14 protein-coding genes and 1 pseudogene are annotated in these 17,011 nt (G+C 72.8%); 7 read left to right on the top strand and 8 right to left on the bottom strand.

Annotated elements, in window-relative coordinates:
* The first annotated feature begins 177 nt into the window (after positions 1-177).
* Positions 178-798 carry a histidine phosphatase family protein gene (locus AMK21_RS10310; protein ID WP_073876435.1) on the top strand — a complete coding sequence of 207 codons (621 nt, stop codon included), beginning with the start codon at positions 178-180 and terminating at the stop codon, positions 796-798.
* A 10-nt stretch (positions 799-808) separates the two neighbouring features.
* Here AMK21_RS10310 and AMK21_RS10305 read toward each other — a convergent pair whose 3' ends face one another.
* The 3 genes from AMK21_RS10305 to AMK21_RS10295 all read right to left on the bottom strand — a co-directional run bounded on the left by AMK21_RS10305 (position 809) and on the right by AMK21_RS10295 (position 4,798).
* A complete protein-coding gene (locus AMK21_RS10305; protein ID WP_073876433.1) occupies positions 809-1,507 on the bottom strand; it encodes a 4'-phosphopantetheinyl transferase family protein in 699 nt (232 codons plus the stop codon).
* Positions 1,504-2,466 (bottom strand): metallophosphoesterase family protein, encoded by a 963-nt coding sequence (locus tag AMK21_RS10300; protein ID WP_073876431.1) that lies wholly within the window; start codon positions 2,464-2,466, stop codon positions 1,504-1,506. The genes AMK21_RS10305 and AMK21_RS10300 overlap by 4 nt, the downstream gene beginning before the upstream one ends.
* A 163-nt stretch (positions 2,467-2,629) precedes the next feature.
* A complete protein-coding gene (locus AMK21_RS10295; RefSeq protein WP_199863152.1) occupies positions 2,630-4,798 on the bottom strand; it encodes a hypothetical protein in 2,169 nt (722 codons plus the stop codon).
* 118 nt (positions 4,799-4,916) lie between these two features.
* On the opposite strand from AMK21_RS10295, the gene AMK21_RS10290 reads away from it, so the two are divergent.
* Positions 4,917-5,804: a glycosyltransferase family 2 protein gene (locus AMK21_RS10290; protein WP_073876427.1), complete on the top strand. Its 888-nt coding sequence runs from the start codon at positions 4,917-4,919 to the stop codon at positions 5,802-5,804.
* Between the two features lie 24 nt (positions 5,805-5,828).
* On the opposite strand, the gene AMK21_RS10285 is transcribed toward AMK21_RS10290, so the two are convergent.
* On the bottom strand, positions 5,829-6,995 hold the full coding sequence (locus AMK21_RS10285) for an MraY family glycosyltransferase (RefSeq protein WP_073876425.1): 1,167 nt from the start codon (positions 6,993-6,995) through the stop codon (positions 5,829-5,831).
* A 237-nt stretch (positions 6,996-7,232) separates the two neighbouring features.
* The gene (locus tag AMK21_RS10280; RefSeq protein ID WP_073876423.1) at positions 7,233-8,813 is read right to left on the bottom strand and encodes an amidohydrolase; all 1,581 of its coding nucleotides are present in this window, start codon (positions 8,811-8,813) and stop codon (positions 7,233-7,235) included.
* Between the two features lie 213 nt (positions 8,814-9,026).
* On the opposite strand from AMK21_RS10280, the gene AMK21_RS10275 reads away from it, so the two are divergent.
* The 3 genes and pseudogenes from AMK21_RS10275 to AMK21_RS10265 form a co-directional block, all read left to right on the top strand.
* Entirely contained in the window at positions 9,027-9,971 is a 945-nt protein-coding gene (locus AMK21_RS10275; RefSeq protein WP_073876421.1) for a methionyl-tRNA formyltransferase, read from the top strand.
* Positions 9,972-9,989: 18 nt separating this feature from the next.
* Positions 9,990-10,802 (top strand): dimethylargininase, encoded by an 813-nt coding sequence (ddaH, locus tag AMK21_RS10270; RefSeq protein ID WP_073876419.1) that lies wholly within the window; start codon positions 9,990-9,992, stop codon positions 10,800-10,802.
* Positions 10,803-10,957: 155 nt separating this feature from the next.
* A pseudogene (locus AMK21_RS10265) lies at positions 10,958-11,155 on the top strand (helix-turn-helix transcriptional regulator); the annotation flags it as partial.
* Between the two features lie 137 nt (positions 11,156-11,292).
* Here AMK21_RS10265 and AMK21_RS10260 read toward each other — a convergent pair.
* Entirely contained in the window at positions 11,293-12,681 is a 1,389-nt protein-coding gene (locus tag AMK21_RS10260; protein ID WP_073876417.1) for a PP2C family protein-serine/threonine phosphatase, read from the bottom strand.
* A 230-nt stretch (positions 12,682-12,911) separates the two neighbouring features.
* On the opposite strand from AMK21_RS10260, the gene AMK21_RS10255 reads away from it, so the two are divergent.
* Positions 12,912-13,838, top strand: a complete 927-nt coding sequence (locus AMK21_RS10255; protein WP_073876415.1) for an SDR family oxidoreductase — start codon at positions 12,912-12,914, stop codon at positions 13,836-13,838.
* A 281-nt stretch (positions 13,839-14,119) separates the two neighbouring features.
* Here AMK21_RS10255 and AMK21_RS10250 read toward each other — a convergent pair whose 3' ends face one another.
* Positions 14,120-15,001 (bottom strand): universal stress protein, encoded by an 882-nt coding sequence (locus AMK21_RS10250; protein ID WP_073876413.1) that lies wholly within the window; start codon positions 14,999-15,001, stop codon positions 14,120-14,122.
* A gap of 252 nt (positions 15,002-15,253) precedes the next feature.
* Positions 15,254-16,171, bottom strand: coding sequence for a universal stress protein (locus tag AMK21_RS10245; RefSeq protein WP_073876784.1), 918 nt, complete (start codon positions 16,169-16,171; stop codon positions 15,254-15,256).
* Between the two features lie 358 nt (positions 16,172-16,529).
* On the opposite strand from AMK21_RS10245, the gene AMK21_RS10240 reads away from it, so the two are divergent.
* Positions 16,530-17,009: a cation:proton antiporter regulatory subunit gene (locus AMK21_RS10240; protein WP_073876782.1), complete on the top strand. Its 480-nt coding sequence runs from the start codon at positions 16,530-16,532 to the stop codon at positions 17,007-17,009.
* Positions 17,010-17,011: the final 2 nt, after the last annotated feature.

Raw genomic sequence — 17,011 nt, 5'->3', positions numbered from 1 at the left:
CAGTGGCGCGACCGTGCCGGATTCTCACCGGGCTTCCTACACACCATCGTCATGGTCGACGTGACCCTACCGTCTGTACGCGGGCACCGCCATGGTGCAGTCTGCGGAGCTTCGGGCCCCGAATCGTCTGTCGGTCAAGGGCGTTGGGGCCTTCACGGAACAACTTGAGGCAGGAACATGACAGTACGGGTGATGTTGGTGTCACCGTCGATGAACGCGGCGCTGCGGGAGGCACGTTTCGACGGCGATGCCCCGCTGGACCGGGCCGGCGAGCGGAGCGCGCGGGCGGCGGCTGCCGCCGTGCCGAGGTCCGGCACGGTGCTGAGCGGCCCTTCCACGTGGTGCCTCGGGACCGCCGCCACCCTCGGTCTCTCCGCTCGCGCCGAACCGGCGCTCACCGGCTGGGACCTCGGACGCTGGAGCGGCCGCCGCCTCGACGAGGTGGGCGCCGCCGAACCCGCCGCTGTGGCAGCCTGGATCGGCGACCCGTCGGCGGCTCCGCACGGGGGCGAGTCGCTGCGGGCGCTGGTGGAGCGGGTGGGCGGCTGGCTGGACGGGACCGGCGGCGTGGACGGGCCCGGCGCCGGGGACGGGAGCGTCCTCGCGGTCGCCGAGCCCGCGGTGGTCCGGGCCGCCGTCGTGCACGCTCTGGCGCTGCCGGTGGAGGCGTTCTGGCGGCTCGACGTCGCGCCGCTGGTCCTCACGGAGCTCAGCGGCCGGTCGGGCCGGTGGAACGTCCGGCTGGGTCGGCCGCTCGCCGCCCCTCAGGAATCGCCCGCCGCCCCTCAGGATTCCTGAGAGCCGCCCTTCAGGAGGACTGAGAGAAGCCCTCCGCCCGCCGGTCGGGCCGCAGCAGCACCGCCGTGGCCACGATGCCGTCCTCCACGCGCCACTTCCCGTCCAGCACCGGCGGCAGGGCCGGATCGGTGCGCAGCAGCCGGGCGGTGAAGGTGCCGCCCGCCGCCCGGTGGTCGTCCCGGTGGAAGGTCAGGTCCGCCTCGTCGAAGTCCAGCTCGGTCAGGGTGAGCGGATACCAGGTCTTGAACACGCTCTCCTTGGCGCTGAACAGCAGCCGGTCCCAGTGGATCCCGCCCGCCTCCCCAGCCCGTGGGCCTGGGAACCGTTCGCGTTCCGAGGGGCGCACCACCAACTCCCCCACGCCCTCCGGCAGCGGGGCGTGCGGCTCGGCGTCGACACCGAGCGACAGCACGTCTCCCGCGCGCGCCAGCGCCGCGGCCCGGTACCCGTCGCAGTGCGTGAGGCTGCCGACGATCCCCTCGGGCCACAAGGGCATGCCGCGCTTGCCGTGGAGTACGGCGACGGGTTCCAGCCCGAGCCGGCCCATGGCCCGCCGCGCGCAGGCCCGCGCGGTCGCGAAGTCGTTCCGGCGTTTGGGCACGCTCCGGGCGACCAGCGCCTCCTCCTCGGGGAACAGGGTTCCGTCCGGCACGCTCTCCTCACGTGTCGCGGCGCAGGAGACGTACGCGGGCAGCAGACTCTCGATCACCGGGAGCCTCCGGAGGTGGCGGTGCCGGTACGGGCGGAGGGCGCGGACTCCGGCTCGTACGGGAGGATCTGGCGCAGGAGACCGCGCGGGTGGCCCCGTTCGCGCCACTCCCTCGGGTAGCCGATCGAGACCTCCTCGAAGCGCACGTCGTCGTACCAGGTCGTACGGGGGATGTGGAGGTGCCCGTAGACGACGGCCGTGACGTTGAACCGGCGGTGCCAGTCGGCGGTCAGTTCGGTGCCGCACCACTGGGCGAACTCCGGGTACCACATCACCGACGTGGGTTGGCGGACCAGCGGCCAGTGCCCGGCGAGGACGAGCGGGATCTCCGGGTCGTGCGCGGCGAGCCTGCGCTCCGTCTCCGCGACCCGCGCCCGGCACCAGTCGTCGCGGGTCGGGTACGGGTCGGGGTGGAGGAGGTATTCGTCGTTGCAGACGATGCCGGACTCGTGGGCGACCGCCAGCGACTCCTCCTTCGTGTGCGTCCCCGGGGCCCGGAAGGTGTAGTCGTACAGGAGGAACAGCGGGGCGATCGCCACCGGCCCCTCGGGGCCCGGCCACAGCGGGAACGGGTCCTCGGGTGTGGTCACGCCGAGCTCGCGGCAGAGCTCGACGAGGTGCTCGTACCGGGCCTGGCCGCGCAGCCGTACCGGATCCTTGTCCAGGGTCCACAGTTCGTGGTTGCCGGGCGTCCATATCACCTGGGCGAAACGCTCCGCGAGGAGGCCGAGCGCCCACCGGATGTCGTCGGGGCGCTCCGCCACGTCGCCCGCGACGATGAGCCAGTCCGCGTCGGACGTGGGGTGGAGGGACTCGACGATGGGCCGGTTGTCGGTGACCGCCGCATGGAGGTCGCTCACGGCCAGCAGGCGTCCGGTCCCGCGCGGGCCGGGAGCGCCGCCGGGCGACGGAACGGCTGAAGGGACACTGGGCGGTGTGGGATCGCTCGGAGCGGTCATGTGCGCTGGTTCCCCGTTCTGTCGGCCGTCATCCGACTCCGTCCGCAGGGGTGCGGAGCCGCTGGGAACGTAGCCTCTCATGAGCCTCCGACAGCCGCCCCGGGGTTCGTCCGCAAGCCCGTCAGCCCGCTCGCCCGGAGCCGCGGCGGAGTCAGCGGCGGGGTCAGCGGCGCTCCTGTGCACGGCGGTTGTTCAGTTCCTGCACCGCCCCGAGCGCGTCGCCGACGGTCGTGTAGTCGACCGCGACGAAGTTCACCGGGCTGCCACGCTGGGCCTCGCAGTCCCGGGCCCGCTCCAGCAGCCAGTCACGGGAGTTGATCCGGCCCGCGTCCAGCCGGCTGCCGCCGCCGTCGGTGACGAAGTGGTTGAGCAGGAAGAGGCGTTTGCCGGTGCCGCCGCGGTTCGGTGCGCAGCTCATCTCGTCGGGGCTGCGGAAGGCGAACGGTGTCTCCATGCCGTACCGGTAGAAGTTGCGGTACCAGGGCGCCGGGCCGTCCGCCTTCTCGGCGAACACCACCAGTCGTCGGCCGCTGTCGATCATCTCCTCCAGCGTGGGCCACGGCTCGTCGGGGTCCTCGGACGGAGTGTGGAGCAGGTCGTCGAGCCCCGCCCGGCGGAACGCCTCCGCGGTCTCCTCGGCGTCGATGTCGTCCTGCACGATCAGCGTCACGATCTCGGTGGGGTGGGCGCGCAGCCAGGCGCCGATGTCCTCCAGGGCCGGGCCCAGTTCGATCGCGCCGGCCCGGCAGACGCTGTGGCAGAGCCAGAGGCCCTCGCGCGGCGGGTTGGCCTTGTCGATCGCGGCGGAGATCAGCCGGCGCTGCTCGGGGGTGAACTCGGGGTCGTCGAGCCGGGCGGCGATGTCCTGCGGGCTCTCCCAGTGGTACGTGTCCAGTTGGAGCGCCCGGACCCCGGTGTCGAGCTGGGTCGTGATGTCGGGGTCCTGGAGGGGGCCGATGAACCGGTCGGCGGTGGTGGCCATGGCGTTGTGGGCCGTGAGGTGGGCCACCTCGTCGTACCGCAGCTCGCAGAGTTCGGTGCTGCCCTGGCAGCGGCGGGGCGCGGACGGGGCGAGCACGGGCGGGACGAGCAGGGCGCCCGCCAGCGCGGCGCAGGTCACGCCGACGGCCACGCCCCGTACGGCGGTGGGTGTGGGGAGCGTGCGCGGGCGCACCAGGAAGGCCCAGCCGGTGGCGGTGAGGAGGGTACCGCCGACGAGGGCCGTGAGGGCGGCGGTCAGCCCGGTGGCCACGGCCTGGTCCGCGGCATTGCGCTGGAGGTCCTCGACGAGGGCGGTGACGCTCGGCGGCCAGGAGGCCGGGATGGTGAGGAACCGGCCCCCGGTGACCCACCGGGTCAGCAGGACGGCCGTCGCCGCGAGGATCCCGCCGCAGGCGACCGCCTGCCCCAGCACCATCAGCCGCCGGGCGGACGCACGAGGGCCGGTGGCCCAGAGCACCGCGAGGGAGGCCAGGGCGAGGACGGTGGCGAGGATCTGGAGGTACGTCAGCCATTGGACCCGCTCGCGCGCCTGCTCCAGGGCGTCGAGGTCGTTACCCGCCGCCGTCAGGGTCGCGGTGAGGTCCCACGTACCTCCTTGGAGCGTGGTGCGAAGGTCGGCGGCGGCGGTCCGTGACCCGTCGGCGAGTGCTGCGGCCGCGGTCGTCGCCAGCGCGGTCGATACGTCGCCCCTCCCCAGGGCTGCCTCCAGATCGCGGCGCAGCTCCGTCCGGTCCCGCTCGGGCACCAGCCTCAGCAGGGCGTCGGTGGCACGGGCCGCCTGGTCGTCGGTGAGCGGCAGGGCGGGCAGGGTGGGCGCGCGGCCCTCCCTGAGGGCTTCGAGCGCCGCGGTGAGGTCGGCGGCGAACCGGGCGAAGTCCGGTTCCTCCTGGTCCTGGAGGCCGGCCACCAGGTCACCGAAGTAGATACGGGCGAGGTCGGCCAGGTTCCGCAGCACCGGGTCGATGTCGACGTTCAGCCGCAGTTCGTCGGTGTCGCCGTGCAGGTAGTCGGTGAGCGCGCGGATCTGCTGGTCGGTCAGGGAGCGGACGGTCTCCGGGGGCAGGACGACCTTGATGTTGGAGGTCACGAGCGCCTCGGGCACGGGCAGGTGGGCGAGGAGGTCGCGGGTGACCGGGGCGATCGCGGGGTCGACGAGCACCTCGCTGTAGAGGCGGTCGTACGCCGACTCCTCGTCCAGGACCGACCGGTAGTAGCCCGGCGACAGGACGGTGGCGCGGACCGTCGAGGTGAGCGCCACCGTCAGCACGCTCAGCGCGGCCAGCACGAACGCCACCACGCGCACCGCACGCCGGGTCCGGCTCGGGGACATGGGGCCGGGCTCCGGGGGAAACGGGTACTCCATCGGTGGGGCGATCACTCACTCAGCCTATGCGGATTATCAGCTTTTATGCATGAATGATGAGATCCGTGCAGTGAGGAGCTTCGCCGTGCACTCCGTCCACCTGGCCGTGCTGATGACGAGTCACAACCGGCGTGCGAGGACCCTGTCGGCGCTGAGCGCCCTGGAGAGCCAGCAGGGTCTTCCGGCCCACGCCACGCTGGGTGTGCACCTGGTGGACGCGGGCTCCACCGACGGTACTCCGGAGGCCGTCCGCCTCCTCCATCCGTCCGTCGAGGTGATGTCGGTGGGCGCGGACGTCCCCCGTAACCAGGCGATGCGCATCGCCAGCCGCAACAGCCGCAGCGGCGGAGGCGGAGGCGGTTCGCACAGCGGCAGACCCGGCGGCCCGAGCCACCGGTGGACGCACCAGCTGTGGCTCGACGACGGGGTCGAGCTGTACCCGGACGCCCTCGCCCGGCTCATGGGCGCCGCGGACGCGGTCGGGACCGGGGCGGTCGTCGTCGGGGCGGTCCGGGACCCGGACGGGGCCACGGTGTACTCGGGGCGGCGCGGCCGGTCCCTCGTGCTCGTGGAGCCCGGCGGGGAGCAACCCGAGCCGTGCGACACGTACGACGGCCGGGTGGTGCTGCTCTCGCGGGCCGCGTACGACCTGGTCGGGGACCTCGACAAGGTCTTCCGCCACCGGATGGGCGACTACGACCACGGGTTCCGCGCCCGGCGGGCCGGGGTGCCCGCGTTCGTCGCCCCGTGGCCCGTCGGCGTGTGCGCGGAGGGGCCGGACGTCCCCGGCTCCAGGGAGCCGGGGATCGGGGTGCGCGAGGCGCTGCGCCGGGTGACCTCCGTGCGGGAACTGCCGCCGCGCCAGTGGTGGGTGTACTGCCTGCGCCACACCTGGCCGTGGGCGCCGTTCCTGATGGTGTTCCCGTACGCGCGGACGGCGGCCCGGGCAACGGTGGCTCGGCGGCGGGCGTGAGGAGCGCCGGCCGCCGCCTCCGGGTCAGCTCCGGTCGGCGGTGAGGCCGACGGTGGGGCGGCCGGTGGGCGGCGGGGGCACGGTGGGGCGGCCGGCGGGCGTCCTGGCCGGCTCGGCGGCTGCCGGTGCGGGTGGCGTGGGCGGTGCGGTGCGCGCAGGGGTGCCGGGGGCCGGGCGGCGGGTGGCGGTCCTGGGCGGAGCCGCGTACGCCGGGATCCTCAGCAGGGCGAGGACGGCCAGGGCGCTGCCCGCCGGCGGTACGAGGGCGAGGGCGGGGTGCAGCACCCCCGCGTACACCGACGTGCCGGTCGCCACCGCCGCACCCGCCCACAGGCCGAGGACGACGGCCGTCCCGGGCACGGTGACGCGGACCCGGCGCAGACGGTGCGTGATGTGGTCGCCGCCGTCCTGGAGCAGGGGGCGCGAGGCGCGGCGGCGGGAGATCAGGACGAGGGCGGTGTCGGCGAGGGCGACGGTAGCGAGGACGGGCAGCGCGGCCCAGGCGGCGCGTTCCGGCGGTGCCGCCGCATGGATCAGCGCGCCGGAGGAGGCGAGGACGAAGCCGGTGAAGAGGGAGGCGGAGGCGCCGGGACGGAGGCGCGCGGGGTGCCAGTTGTGCAGCAGGAAGCCGATGAGCCCGGCGAGCAGGGTGGCGGGCACCAGGGCGAGCCCGGACCGGCCGTCGACGGCCGCGCAGGCGAGCAGCCCGGCGGCGGTGACGCCGCCGACGGTCGCCAGGGCTCCGTCGGAGGTGTCGAGGAGGGAGAAGGCCTGGGTGACGAGGACGATCCAGATCACGGCCAGGACGCCCGCCACCGGCGACAGACCGACCAGGCACACGGCGAGCGTGGCGGCGGCCGTCTGGACCGCCACCCGCAGGGGGACGCCGAGCGGCCGCACATCGTGGACGAGCCCGAGGGCGGCGACGATTCCGGCCCCGGCCAGCAGCCCGGTGACGGCCCTTCCCCCGTCGCCGGCCGCTCCGAGTCCCGAGCCGGCGGCGGCAGCCGTACCGACGCCGATGACGACCGTCGCGCCGCCCAGTCTGCGCACCACCCCGGCACGCGAGGGGCGCGCGCCCGGCTCACGGCCGATGCCGGAGCGGAGCGCCGTACGGCGGACACCCTTGGCGAGTACGACCGTGATGAACAGCGCGGCCACACCGGAGGCGATGATCCCAAGCACGTTCACCTGCCCTGCCTTTCCTCGTTCGTGAACAGCGGCGCGCGGGGCGCCGGGCGACCGGTGGAACACGGCGGCCCGGCGCTCGTCCGGCTGCGGTGTCGGGGGACATAGGACGCCAGTCGAGTGGCGTTTCTCCCCAACCTACGGGGCCGATGTCCCCATTCACCCTGAATAACACGAAAAAGGAGTTGATTCCCTGATCTCATGGCGGGAGAACGGGACTGCAACCCGCGTCCCGGCACCTCAGGCGCGCAGGGCCTCCCGGGCGTCCCGGCCGTCCACGTACGTCGTCACGATCTCGATGTCCCCGATCCGCGTAGGGTCGACGCGGTGCGGGTCGTCGCCGAGGACCACCAAGTCGGCGCGCTTGCCCGGGGAGAGGGTGCCCGCCGTGTCGTCCCAGCGGCAGGCGTGGGCGCCGGCGACCGTGTAGGCGCGGACGGCCTCGCCGACGCCGACCGCCTCGTCCCCACCGATGATCCGGCCCGACGCGGAGACCCTCTCGACCATGAACTGGATCGCCCGCAGCGGGGAACCGTCGGTGACGGGCCGGTCGGAGGAACCGACGAGGGTGACGCCGTGGTCCAGGAACCCCTGGCCGCGGTACATCCAGTCGGCCCGCCGCTCCCCCATCACCGTCGCGTAGTCGTCGCCGAAGTACCGCAGGAAGTTGGGCTGGATCACCGCGCTCACTCCGAGCGCGGCGAAGCGGGGCAGCTGGTCGGGGCGGATGAGTCCGGCGTGTTCGATGCGGTGGCGCGCGTCGGGCCGGGGCTTGACCTTCTGGGCGCGTTCCAGGGCGTCCAGGGCGAGGTCGGCGGCGCGGTCCCCGATCGCGTGGACGGCGAGCTGCCAGCCGGCGAGGTGGCCGTCCACGATGAGGCGGGTGAGCCGGTCGGGGTCGTCCTGGAACCGGCCGGTGTCGCCCGTCCCTTCGTACGGGGAGGTGAGCGCGGCCGTGCGCGCCATCATGCCGCCGTCGGTGTAGATCTTCAGGGCACCCAGGGAGAGCCAGTCGTCGCCGAACCCGGTACGCAGGCCCAGGTCCAGGGCCTGGGTGAATCCGTCGCCGGGGTGGGCCGCACGGGTACGAAGAGTGTCTCCGGAGGCCATGAGCTGGACGCGCAGGGGCAGCCTGCCCTGGTCGCGCAGCAGTTGGTAGGCGCCGAGTTCGACGGGGCTGTGGCCCAGCAGCCCGCCGCCGATTCCGGCCTCGGCGCAGGCCGTGACGCCCTCGGCGAGGCAGGCGCGGGCGGCGTGTTCGATCGCGTCGGCGAGCTCCTCCTGGGAGTACGGCAGCCGCAGCCGGCGGGCGGCGGTCATGGCGCTCTCGGCGAGGAAGCCCTCCTCGTGCTCCACCTCGGCCGGCAGCAGGTCCAGGACGGCGGTGTTGACGACACAGGCGTGTCCGGAGTCGTGCATCAGGAGGATCTTGCGGCCGTGGCTCACCCGGTCCAGTTCGGCGGCGGTCAGATGGCGTCCCAGCGCCCGCTGGTCGTAACCGGCGATATCCAGCCAGGCACCGGGTGGTGCGGGGCGGCGGGCGGCCTCGTCCACGACGGCGAGGATGTCCTCGATCCGCGCACACGGGGCGATGCTCGGCGTACGGGCCTTCAACCCGGCCCAGGCAAGGTGGACATGGCTGTCGATGAAGCCGGGCAGCACGGTGGCGCCCTGGAGATCGACCACCTCGCGGGCCGGCAGAACGGTCACCGCCTCGTCCACGCCGACGATCCGGCCCCGCCAGATGCCCAGGTCGCGAGCGACGGGGTGGTGCGGGTCCATCGTGAGGATGCGGGCGTTCGTCAGCCTCGTACAGAGCATGGGAGGTCCCTCCCCGTCGCGGTCGGACCCACGGCGCACGGCCGGAGAGCGGGCCGGGCCAAGCTAACCCGCCGGCCCCTGCCTGTCGACGGCATGGTGCGATTCCGGCCGACCTGGGCCGTCAACCCCGCTGCGAATCATGGGCCGTTGTGCTCTTAGGTAAGGCTTGCTTTACTGAGGCGCCGGTCATCGCTCTTCCAAGGAGGCACCTCCATGCGGGTCGTCATGTTCGGTTACCAGACCTGGGGGCACCGCACCCTGCAAGCGCTGCTGGACTCCGAACACGACGTGGTGACGGTCGTGACGCACCCGAGAAGCGAGCACGCCTACGAGAAGATCTGGAGCGACTCGGTGGCCGATCTGGCGGAGAAGCACGGGATCCCCGTGATCATCCGCAACCGACCGGACGGTGAACTGGTGGACCGCCTCAAGGAGGTGGCCCCGGACATCATCGTCGCCAACAACTGGCGGACGTGGATGCCGCCGGAGATCTACAACCTGCCGGTCCACGGCACGCTGAACATCCACGACTCCCTGCTGCCCGCCTACGCGGGCTTCTCGCCGCTGATCTGGGCGCTCATCAACGGTGAGCCGGAAGTCGGCGTCACCGCCCACCTGATGGACGAGGAGCTGGACGCGGGCGACATCGTCGTCCAGCGGTCGGTCACCGTCGGACCGGCGGACACGGCCACCGACCTCTTCCACCGTACGGTCGACCTCATCGCCCCGGTCACCACCGAGGCGCTGGGCCTGATCGCCTCGGGACAGACCGAGTTCACCCGGCAGGACCGCTCGAAGGCCAGCTTCTTCCACAAGCGGGCCGAGGAGGACATCCGTATCGACTGGAACTGGCCGGCGCAGGACCTGGAGCGTCTGATCCGCGCCCAGTCCGCTCCGTACCCGAGTGCCTTCACCTTCCACAAGGGGCAGCGGCTCGAGGTCCTCTCCGCTGTCGTGTCCGAGGGCCGCTACGGCGGCACCCCGGGCCGGATCTTCTACCGCGAGGGCGACGGCGTCGTGATCGTCGCCGGAGCCGATGCCCGAACCGGCCGCAACCACGGTCTGGCCATCACCCGCGTACGGACCGGGGACGGCCGCGAACTTCGCGCGACCGAGTACTTCACCTCGATGGGCGGCTATCTCACCGGCCGCCCCTGACGATCGGGACCCTCACCCATGCGTACCGCACGTGCCCGGCACTACCTCATGTGCCGGCCCACCTACTTCGACGTGGTCTACTCCATCAATCCGTGGATGGACCCGAAGAAGCCTGTCGACACTCCGCTGGCCATCGCCCAGTGGGAGCGACTGCGCGAGGTCTACCTGAGCCTCGGGCACACCGTCGACACCATCGAACCCGTCCGAGGACTCCCCGACATGGTCTTCGCCGCCAACGGCGCCACAGTCGTCGACGGGCGCGCCCTCGTGGCCCGATTCCGTGACGCCGAGCGGATCGCCGAGGGTCCGGCTTACCACGACTGGTTGCACGACAACGGCTTCCCGGACCTGCGCACCGCGAGCGTCGTCAACGAAGGGGAGGGCGACTATCTGCTCGTGGGTGAGCTCCTGCTCGCCGGTACGGGGTTCCGCAGCGATCCCCGTTCCCACGACGAGGCCCAGGAGTTCTTCGGCCGCCCGGTGATCGGGCTGACCCTGGTGGACCCCGACTACTACCACCTGGACACGGCCCTCACCGTGCTGGACGAGAAGACGGTCGCCTACTACCCGGGGGCCTTCTCCCCCGGCAGCCTCGCCGTTCTGCGACGCCTCTTCCCGGACGCCGTGCTCGCCTCGGCGGAGGACGCGGCGGTGTTCGGGCTGAACGCCACGTCGGACGGGCTGAATGTGGTCCTGCCGCAGAACGCCACGGCTCTCGCGGACCAGCTCCGCGACCGCGGTTTCCGCCCGGTCGGTGTGGACCTGTCCGAACTCCTCAAGGCCGGCGGCAGCGTGAAGTGCTGCACGCTGGAGCTCCGGCCGGCGCGCTGACCGACGGCTCCTGACGCCCCCGTCCGGGTCGACGACCTGGGCGGGGGCGGGCGGTTCCCCCGCATGAACCTCCTCCGGAACATGCACAACTCAACGCCTTGCGCCCCGCAGCGCATCACGACAGCTCATGTCATGTATTCCTCCAGGGTTTTCGCATGCGTGCCGATCGACTGGTCTCCCTGGTCCTGCCGCGCCGGCGCGGCCGGCTCTCCGCGGCCGCGCTCGCCCGTGAGCTGGAGGTGTCCCCCCGCACCGGGCTGCGCGACATCGAGGCGATGTCGCGCAGCCCGGTGTGCCGGTCCACGCCGAACGTGGCCGGCACGGCGGTTTCGCGCTGCTGCCCGGATTCTGTCGACGCGCTCGCCACCGCGGTCGCCTCGCGCCACTCGGCTTCCCCCTGAGCGGAGCGCTCCTCGGGGACCGTTCCGACGGCGCGGGGCGTCGGCGTCGGCGTCGTGGAGGAGCGGTACAGGCGTGATCCGAACTTCTGTCAAGGGGTGGCCACGGCGTTCCTGGCGTGCGGCGGCGCCGTTCGGACCGCGATCAGAGCGACGTCGTCCGAACCGCCCCCGGCCATGCCTTCCAGGATCTCGTCGCAGAACGTCGTGAGCGGCTCACGGGCCAGGGCCGCCGCGTGCTGCCTCAGACGCGCCAAGCCTCGGTCCAGGTCTTCCTCGCGGCGCTCGACGAGGCCGTCGGTGTAGAGCAGCACGGTCGAGCTGGGCGGCAGGATGTCGGTCGCGTCGGGGCGATGGACCTCGGCATCGACCCCGAGCATGAGGCTGCGGCCGCCCGTGAAGAAGCGGGTCTCGCCGTCGTGCGTCACGAGCAGGGGCGCGGGGTGGCCCGCGACCGCGTAGTGCAGCAGCCACGGCTCGTCCGCGCCCAGCCGTTCGACCAGCGCGTAGATGCAGGTCAGCGTCTGGTGGGGGTAGAGGATGTGGTGCGCCGCGTCCAGCCGGGCGAGGATCTTGCCGGGCGGTTCCTTGCGGTCGCAGGCGATGCCTCGGAGCATGTTGCGCGTCTGGCTCATCATGACCGCGGCCCGCAGATCATGTCCCGCCATATCGCCGATGATCAGTGTCATGGCGCCGTCCGGCAGCACGAAGGCGTCGTACCAGTCGCCGCCCACCCGGGCGGTGGCACTCGCCGGCTGGTAGCGGGCCGCCACATCGAGCGGCCCGTCCGTGGGCAGGTCGGGCAGCAAGGAGCGCTGCAGCCGCTCTGCCGTGTGCTGCGCCTCCGCGTGCAGGCGCGCGTTGTCGACGGCCAGCGCCACCCTGCGGCCGAGATCCTCGACGAGGGAGAGGTCGTCCTCGGTCAGCCTGGCTTCCCTGCGGGTACGGGCCAGGGTCAGCACACCGAGCACCTGACGCCGGGCTCTCAGCGGGGCGACGACCGCCGTGTCGGCCGCCAGACGCTCGAAGAGTTCCTTCTCCCGGGAGCACAGGGGGTCGTCCGCGTCCTTCAGCGGGGAAAAGTCGGTGAGCAGTACGGGCCCCACGCCCAGCAGCGCGCGGGCGACCGAGGCCGCCGAGCCCTCGGCCGGGGGCAGCAGCCCCTCGTCCAGGCCCGGCGAGGTCACGTCGGCGTCCCGGTGCTCGACGACGAGCCTGCGCAGCCGCCCTCGCTCGTCGAGCAGGTCGACCGCACACCAGTCGGCAAGGCCCGGAATGAGCGTGCGGCAGAGCCGGCGGAGCCCCTGGTCCACTTCGAGCGTGCTGGAAAGGGCCTCAGCCGCGTTGATGAGCAGGGTGAGCCGGTCCAGGGCGTGCTGGACCTCCTCGTCGACCTCGAAGGGGTCCGCGCCGTCCGTGCCCCGCTCCGGACCGGAGCCGTGGTGAGGCGGGCCGGCCGCGTCATCCTGCGTCGGGCACATACCGGGTCCTTGCCTCTCTCCCACGTGACCACCGGAGACCTGGGGCCGCCGGGCACCTTCAGTCTCCAGCACGCGGCTACGCCGGGCACGTGGGCGACGGCGGCCGGCCGCGCTTAGGCCGTCGGTCATCTCCGCATGTTTCACGAAGCACGTACCGGGAACCCGGCTCACCCGTTCACGTCGGGGAGCCGGACCGTGAGCGAGGTTCGGACCCGAAGCGAGGAGAGACGATGCGTGACACCTCTGGCGGGCCCCGGAGCCGGCGTACCCCCGGCCCTCCCCTGCGCGGGCGGGTCGCGGTCGTCACCGGGGCAGCGCGCGGCATCGGTGAGGCGCTCTCCAGGCACCTCTCCGAGGCCGGCATGCACGTCGCCCTGATCGGACGGGAAGAGGAGACGCTGATGGCGGTCGCCGACTCCCTGCCCGGCCGGAGCATCTGCGTGGAAGCAGACATCACCGACCGCGGGGCGCTCGCGGACGCCGCCCGTCGCGTGGAAGCCGAACTCGGTGCCGCCTCCGTGGTCGTTGCCAACGCGGGCATCGCCGTGAGCGGCCCGTTCGACCGCACAGCCCCCGAGCTATGGCAACGGGTCATCGACGTCAACCTCACCGGTTCCGCCGGCACCGCCCGCGCGTTCCTGCCCCAGCTCACCGCGAGCCGCGGCTACTTCCTCCAGATCGCCTCCACCGCGGCGTTCGGGTCCGCGCCCATGATGAGCGCCTACTGCGCCTCCAAAGCAGGGGCGGAGTCCTTCGCCCTCGCCCTCCGCGGAGAGCTGGAACCGGACGGAGTCCAGGTCGGCATCGCCTACCTGCACTGGACCGGTACGGACATGCTCACCGGCATCGACGACCACCCCGTCCTGGAGACTCTGCGGCGCAACCAGCCCCGTCCCGCTCGCCGCGTGCACTCCGCCGACGAGGTCGCCCGGTGGCTCACCCGGGGTATCACACGCCGTGCGCCGAACATCTACTGCCCACCGTGGCTCCGCTGGTGCCAGCCGTTGCGTCCCCTGTTCCCCGCGCTCGTCGCCCGGATCACCCGCCGCGAGCTGCGGGACCGGCCCAGCGACAAACTCTCCTCCCCCGTCGAAGTCCTCGGCGCCGGAGGGCGTGCTGACTGGGACTCCCACCGGACCTCTCCACACGACCGCTAGGCAGCCCATGGACGGCTGAACCGGTGCGGAGCGGGCCGCAGGCGTGGCGCCGGCCCGCCTCGCCGGTCCGGTCACGGCGGCGCGTGCGCGGTGCGTGTCGCACCGTGGGCGCGGAGCGCCGCTCCCACCGGGCCTGCCGGGACAGCACCGCGCCCCACCCGAGGAAGTCGTGCTTGCACGAGTGGGCAACCGTACGTGCCACGCGGCCGATCAGGGGGATCGAGTAGGGCGAGGGCTGCGGGACCACCGCGTCCATGACCCATCCGGGCAGCGAGGCGCGGTCATTCCTGGCCGCGGACCACGGTGACGGGGCAGTGGGCGTGGTGCAGCAGGGCCTGGCTGACCGACCCGAGCAGCAAGCCGGTGAAGCCACCGTGTCCCCGGGCGCCGACGACCAACAGCTGGGCGTCGCGGCTGGCCTCGATCAGGGCCGGGCGGATACGGGAGCGCTCCAGTCGCCGCTCCACCCTGACCTGAGGAAAGTTCTTCCGGCAGGCGGCCACCGTCTCGTCCAGCAGGCGCTGCTCGGCCTCACGAAGCCGTTCGATATCCACCACCATGGCGTTGATGGGGTCGCCGGGGCCTTTGTAGGCGCGCTCGCTCCAGGTGTTCCAGACGTGCAGGGCCACCAGCGGCGCCCCGCGCAGAGCGGCCTCGGCGAACGCGAACCCCACCGCAGCCCCACCGGCCTCGGAGCCGTCCACGGCCAGCAGCACCGCACCGGCCGGATCGGGTCGACCTCGCACCACCATCAGCGGGCACCGGCCGTGCGCGGCCAGGTGTACCGCGGTCGAGCCCAGCAGCAATCCCGAGAACCCGCTCAGCCCCCGGCTGCCGACGACGGCCAAGGACGCCGACCGCGATTCGATCTCCATCACCTCCAGCGCCTCCCCGGCCACCACCGACCGAGTGACGACCACGCCCGGTGCCGCCGCGTGCGCCCGTTCCTCGGCGGCGGCGAGCGCCCCCTCGACCATCGGCTCAAGACCGCGGGCGGCCGGGCTCCACGGCGGCCCGCCGGCCGGCCGGTGGCCGGGCGTGTGGCCGAAAGCATGCACGATCCGCAGCGGGGCCTCACGCAGGCGCGCCTCACGAGCCGCCGCGTCGACCGCCTCAAGACTCGAGGCGGATCCGTCCACCCCTACGATCACCGGATCAGTCATTGCATTCTCCCGTCCTGGGCGCCGCCGATGCGCGGCTCCCTCCCCTCATCCTCGGCGCAGCCACTCCGTTGCGCCCAGGGACCAACAGGCCGGCTTCAGGACCACTCGGCCCGAGCGGCCCTGAAGCCCTCGCGACTGAACGGGGCTGCGCCCCCGCCATGCGCACGTGCATGCCCTGCGGCACCGACACCGCCCCTTCGGCAGTCCGCGTCAGCACCCAGAACGCGCCGACGAGCCCGCGTTGGGATGGGGTCAGTGCCGCGTGCCCGCCGCCCGCACCACCGCGACCGGGCAGTGGGCGTGATGCAGCAGGGCCTGGCTGACCGAGCCGAGCAGCAGTCCGGCGAACCCTCCGCGCCCTCGAGCGCCGACCACCATCAGCTGTGCGGAGCGGCTCGCGTCGATCAGCGCCTCGCGCGTTCGGCCGTGCACCACCCGGCGCTCCACCACCACGTCCGGATACCGTGCCCGGCAGCCCGCGAGCGCCTCGGACAGCAGCGTGTCCTCCTCCTCGGCGAGAGCGCCCGGTGGGTTGGCGTACGGCGCGGAAGCGTCCTGCGGAGCGGGCAGTGGCGCGTTCCACGTCGTCCAGGCGTGCAGCGCCACCAGGGGGGCCTTCCGCCGCTCCGCCGTGGCGAAGGCGAAGTCGACCGCCGGCTCGCCCGCGGCCGAGCCGTCGACGCCCAGCACGACCGGACCGTCCGCGAGGGGCTGCTCGCGAACCACCAGCACCGGACACCGCCCGTGTGCCACCAGGTGCACCGCCGTCGACCCGGCCAGCAGCCCGACGAACCCGCCCGACCCCCGGGACCCCACCACGACCAGTTCGGCCGCACGGGTCTCCGCCTCCAGAACGGTGAACGGTTCGCCGGTCACCACGGCGTGGCTGACCTCGACATCCGGCGCCGCCGTCCGCGCACGTCCGACCGCCTCGGCCACCAGCCCCCCGGCCATCTTCCGAAGCCCGTCCTCGGACGGGTCCATCGGCGGCGGCCCCAACGGCGACGTGCCCCCCGGAGACGGGCGAAGAAGGACGTACGTGACCGGCCAGACCAGCGCGTGCACCACCCGCAACGCTGCCCCCCGCGCCCACGCCTCCCGAGCCGCCGCCTCCACCGCGGCGAAACTCGACTCCGACCCGTCCACACCCACGACCACCAGACCACTCATCATGCCTCCTACGTCCGGACTGCCTGACTCTCGTGTCCCAGCCCACCCCGCACATGCTCCTCCTGCCATGGGGCGTATGGGCCACTTCCAGGGCCGACCGGCCTGACACACTCCTTTGACACAGCCGCTGCCGGCCGCCCGGGCCGGAGCCAGTTGTCGTCCGGAGGCCCGTCCGGCCCTTCTTGCGGGGCCCTCCGGCCCTGCCGACCCGAGCGCAACGCAAGCGAGAGCGACCATGGGCCTCCGCGGCCGAGGCCGGAGCTTGAGCCGCCGCCCTCGGATGCCGAATACCCAGGGCACGGCGGTCGGGCCCCGAGCCGCACGACAGCGATTTCACGGCGGACGGGATTGAGTGCAGGTGGACGTCAACGAAGTGCTACTGCCGGGTGTGGGACTGCTCTACGAGTTCGTCAATCTGGAGGGCGACAAGGTCGGTGTGATCGCACGACGCGCGGGCGATTTCGAACTGGCGGTCTACGGAGAAGAGGACCCGGATCAGGCACGGGCCGTGTTCCGGCTCACCGGCGAGGAGGCCGACGTCCTCGCCGAGATCCTGGGCGCGCCGCGCATCGCCGAGCGGTTCGCGGATCTGACCAAAGAAGTGCCCGGGCTCAGCGCCGGGCAGGTAGAGGTGGTCGCCGGCACCCCGCTCGTCGGCCGCCCGCTGGGAGAATCCAGGGCGCGGACACGGACGGGCGCGTCGATCGTCGCGATCGTCCGTGGTGAGAAGGTCATCCCGTCCCCCGGTCCGGAGGAGGTCCTCAGAGCGGGGGACGTACTGGTGGTGATCGGGACCCGCGAGGGAATCGCCGCAGTGGACCAGCTCGTCCGAGGCTGAGC

It is taken from the genome of Streptomyces sp. CB00316 (assembly GCF_001905595.1).
Lineage (GTDB): Bacteria > Actinomycetota > Actinomycetes > Streptomycetales > Streptomycetaceae > Streptomyces.
This window is presented reverse-complemented; position numbering and strand designations above follow the sequence as displayed.

Coding starts and splice junctions, on each gene's coding strand:
- AMK21_RS10245 (WP_073876784.1), bottom strand. CDS start 16,171: ATGAGTGGTCTGGTGGTCGTGGGTGTGGACGGGTCGGAGTCGAGTTTC.
- ddaH (WP_073876419.1), top strand. CDS start 9,990: ATGCGTACCGCACGTGCCCGGCACTACCTCATGTGCCGGCCCACCTAC.
- AMK21_RS10310 (WP_073876435.1), top strand. CDS start 178: ATGACAGTACGGGTGATGTTGGTGTCACCGTCGATGAACGCGGCGCTG.
- AMK21_RS10250 (WP_073876413.1), bottom strand. CDS start 15,001: ATGACTGATCCGGTGATCGTAGGGGTGGACGGATCCGCCTCGAGTCTT.
- AMK21_RS10300 (WP_073876431.1), bottom strand. CDS start 2,466: ATGACCGCTCCGAGCGATCCCACACCGCCCAGTGTCCCTTCAGCCGTT.
- AMK21_RS10295 (WP_199863152.1), bottom strand. CDS start 4,798: ATGTCCCCGAGCCGGACCCGGCGTGCGGTGCGCGTGGTGGCGTTCGTG.
- AMK21_RS10280 (WP_073876423.1), bottom strand. CDS start 8,813: ATGCTCTGTACGAGGCTGACGAACGCCCGCATCCTCACGATGGACCCG.
- AMK21_RS10260 (WP_073876417.1), bottom strand. CDS start 12,681: ATGTGCCCGACGCAGGATGACGCGGCCGGCCCGCCTCACCACGGCTCC.
- AMK21_RS10275 (WP_073876421.1), top strand. CDS start 9,027: ATGCGGGTCGTCATGTTCGGTTACCAGACCTGGGGGCACCGCACCCTG.
- AMK21_RS10255 (WP_073876415.1), top strand. CDS start 12,912: ATGCGTGACACCTCTGGCGGGCCCCGGAGCCGGCGTACCCCCGGCCCT.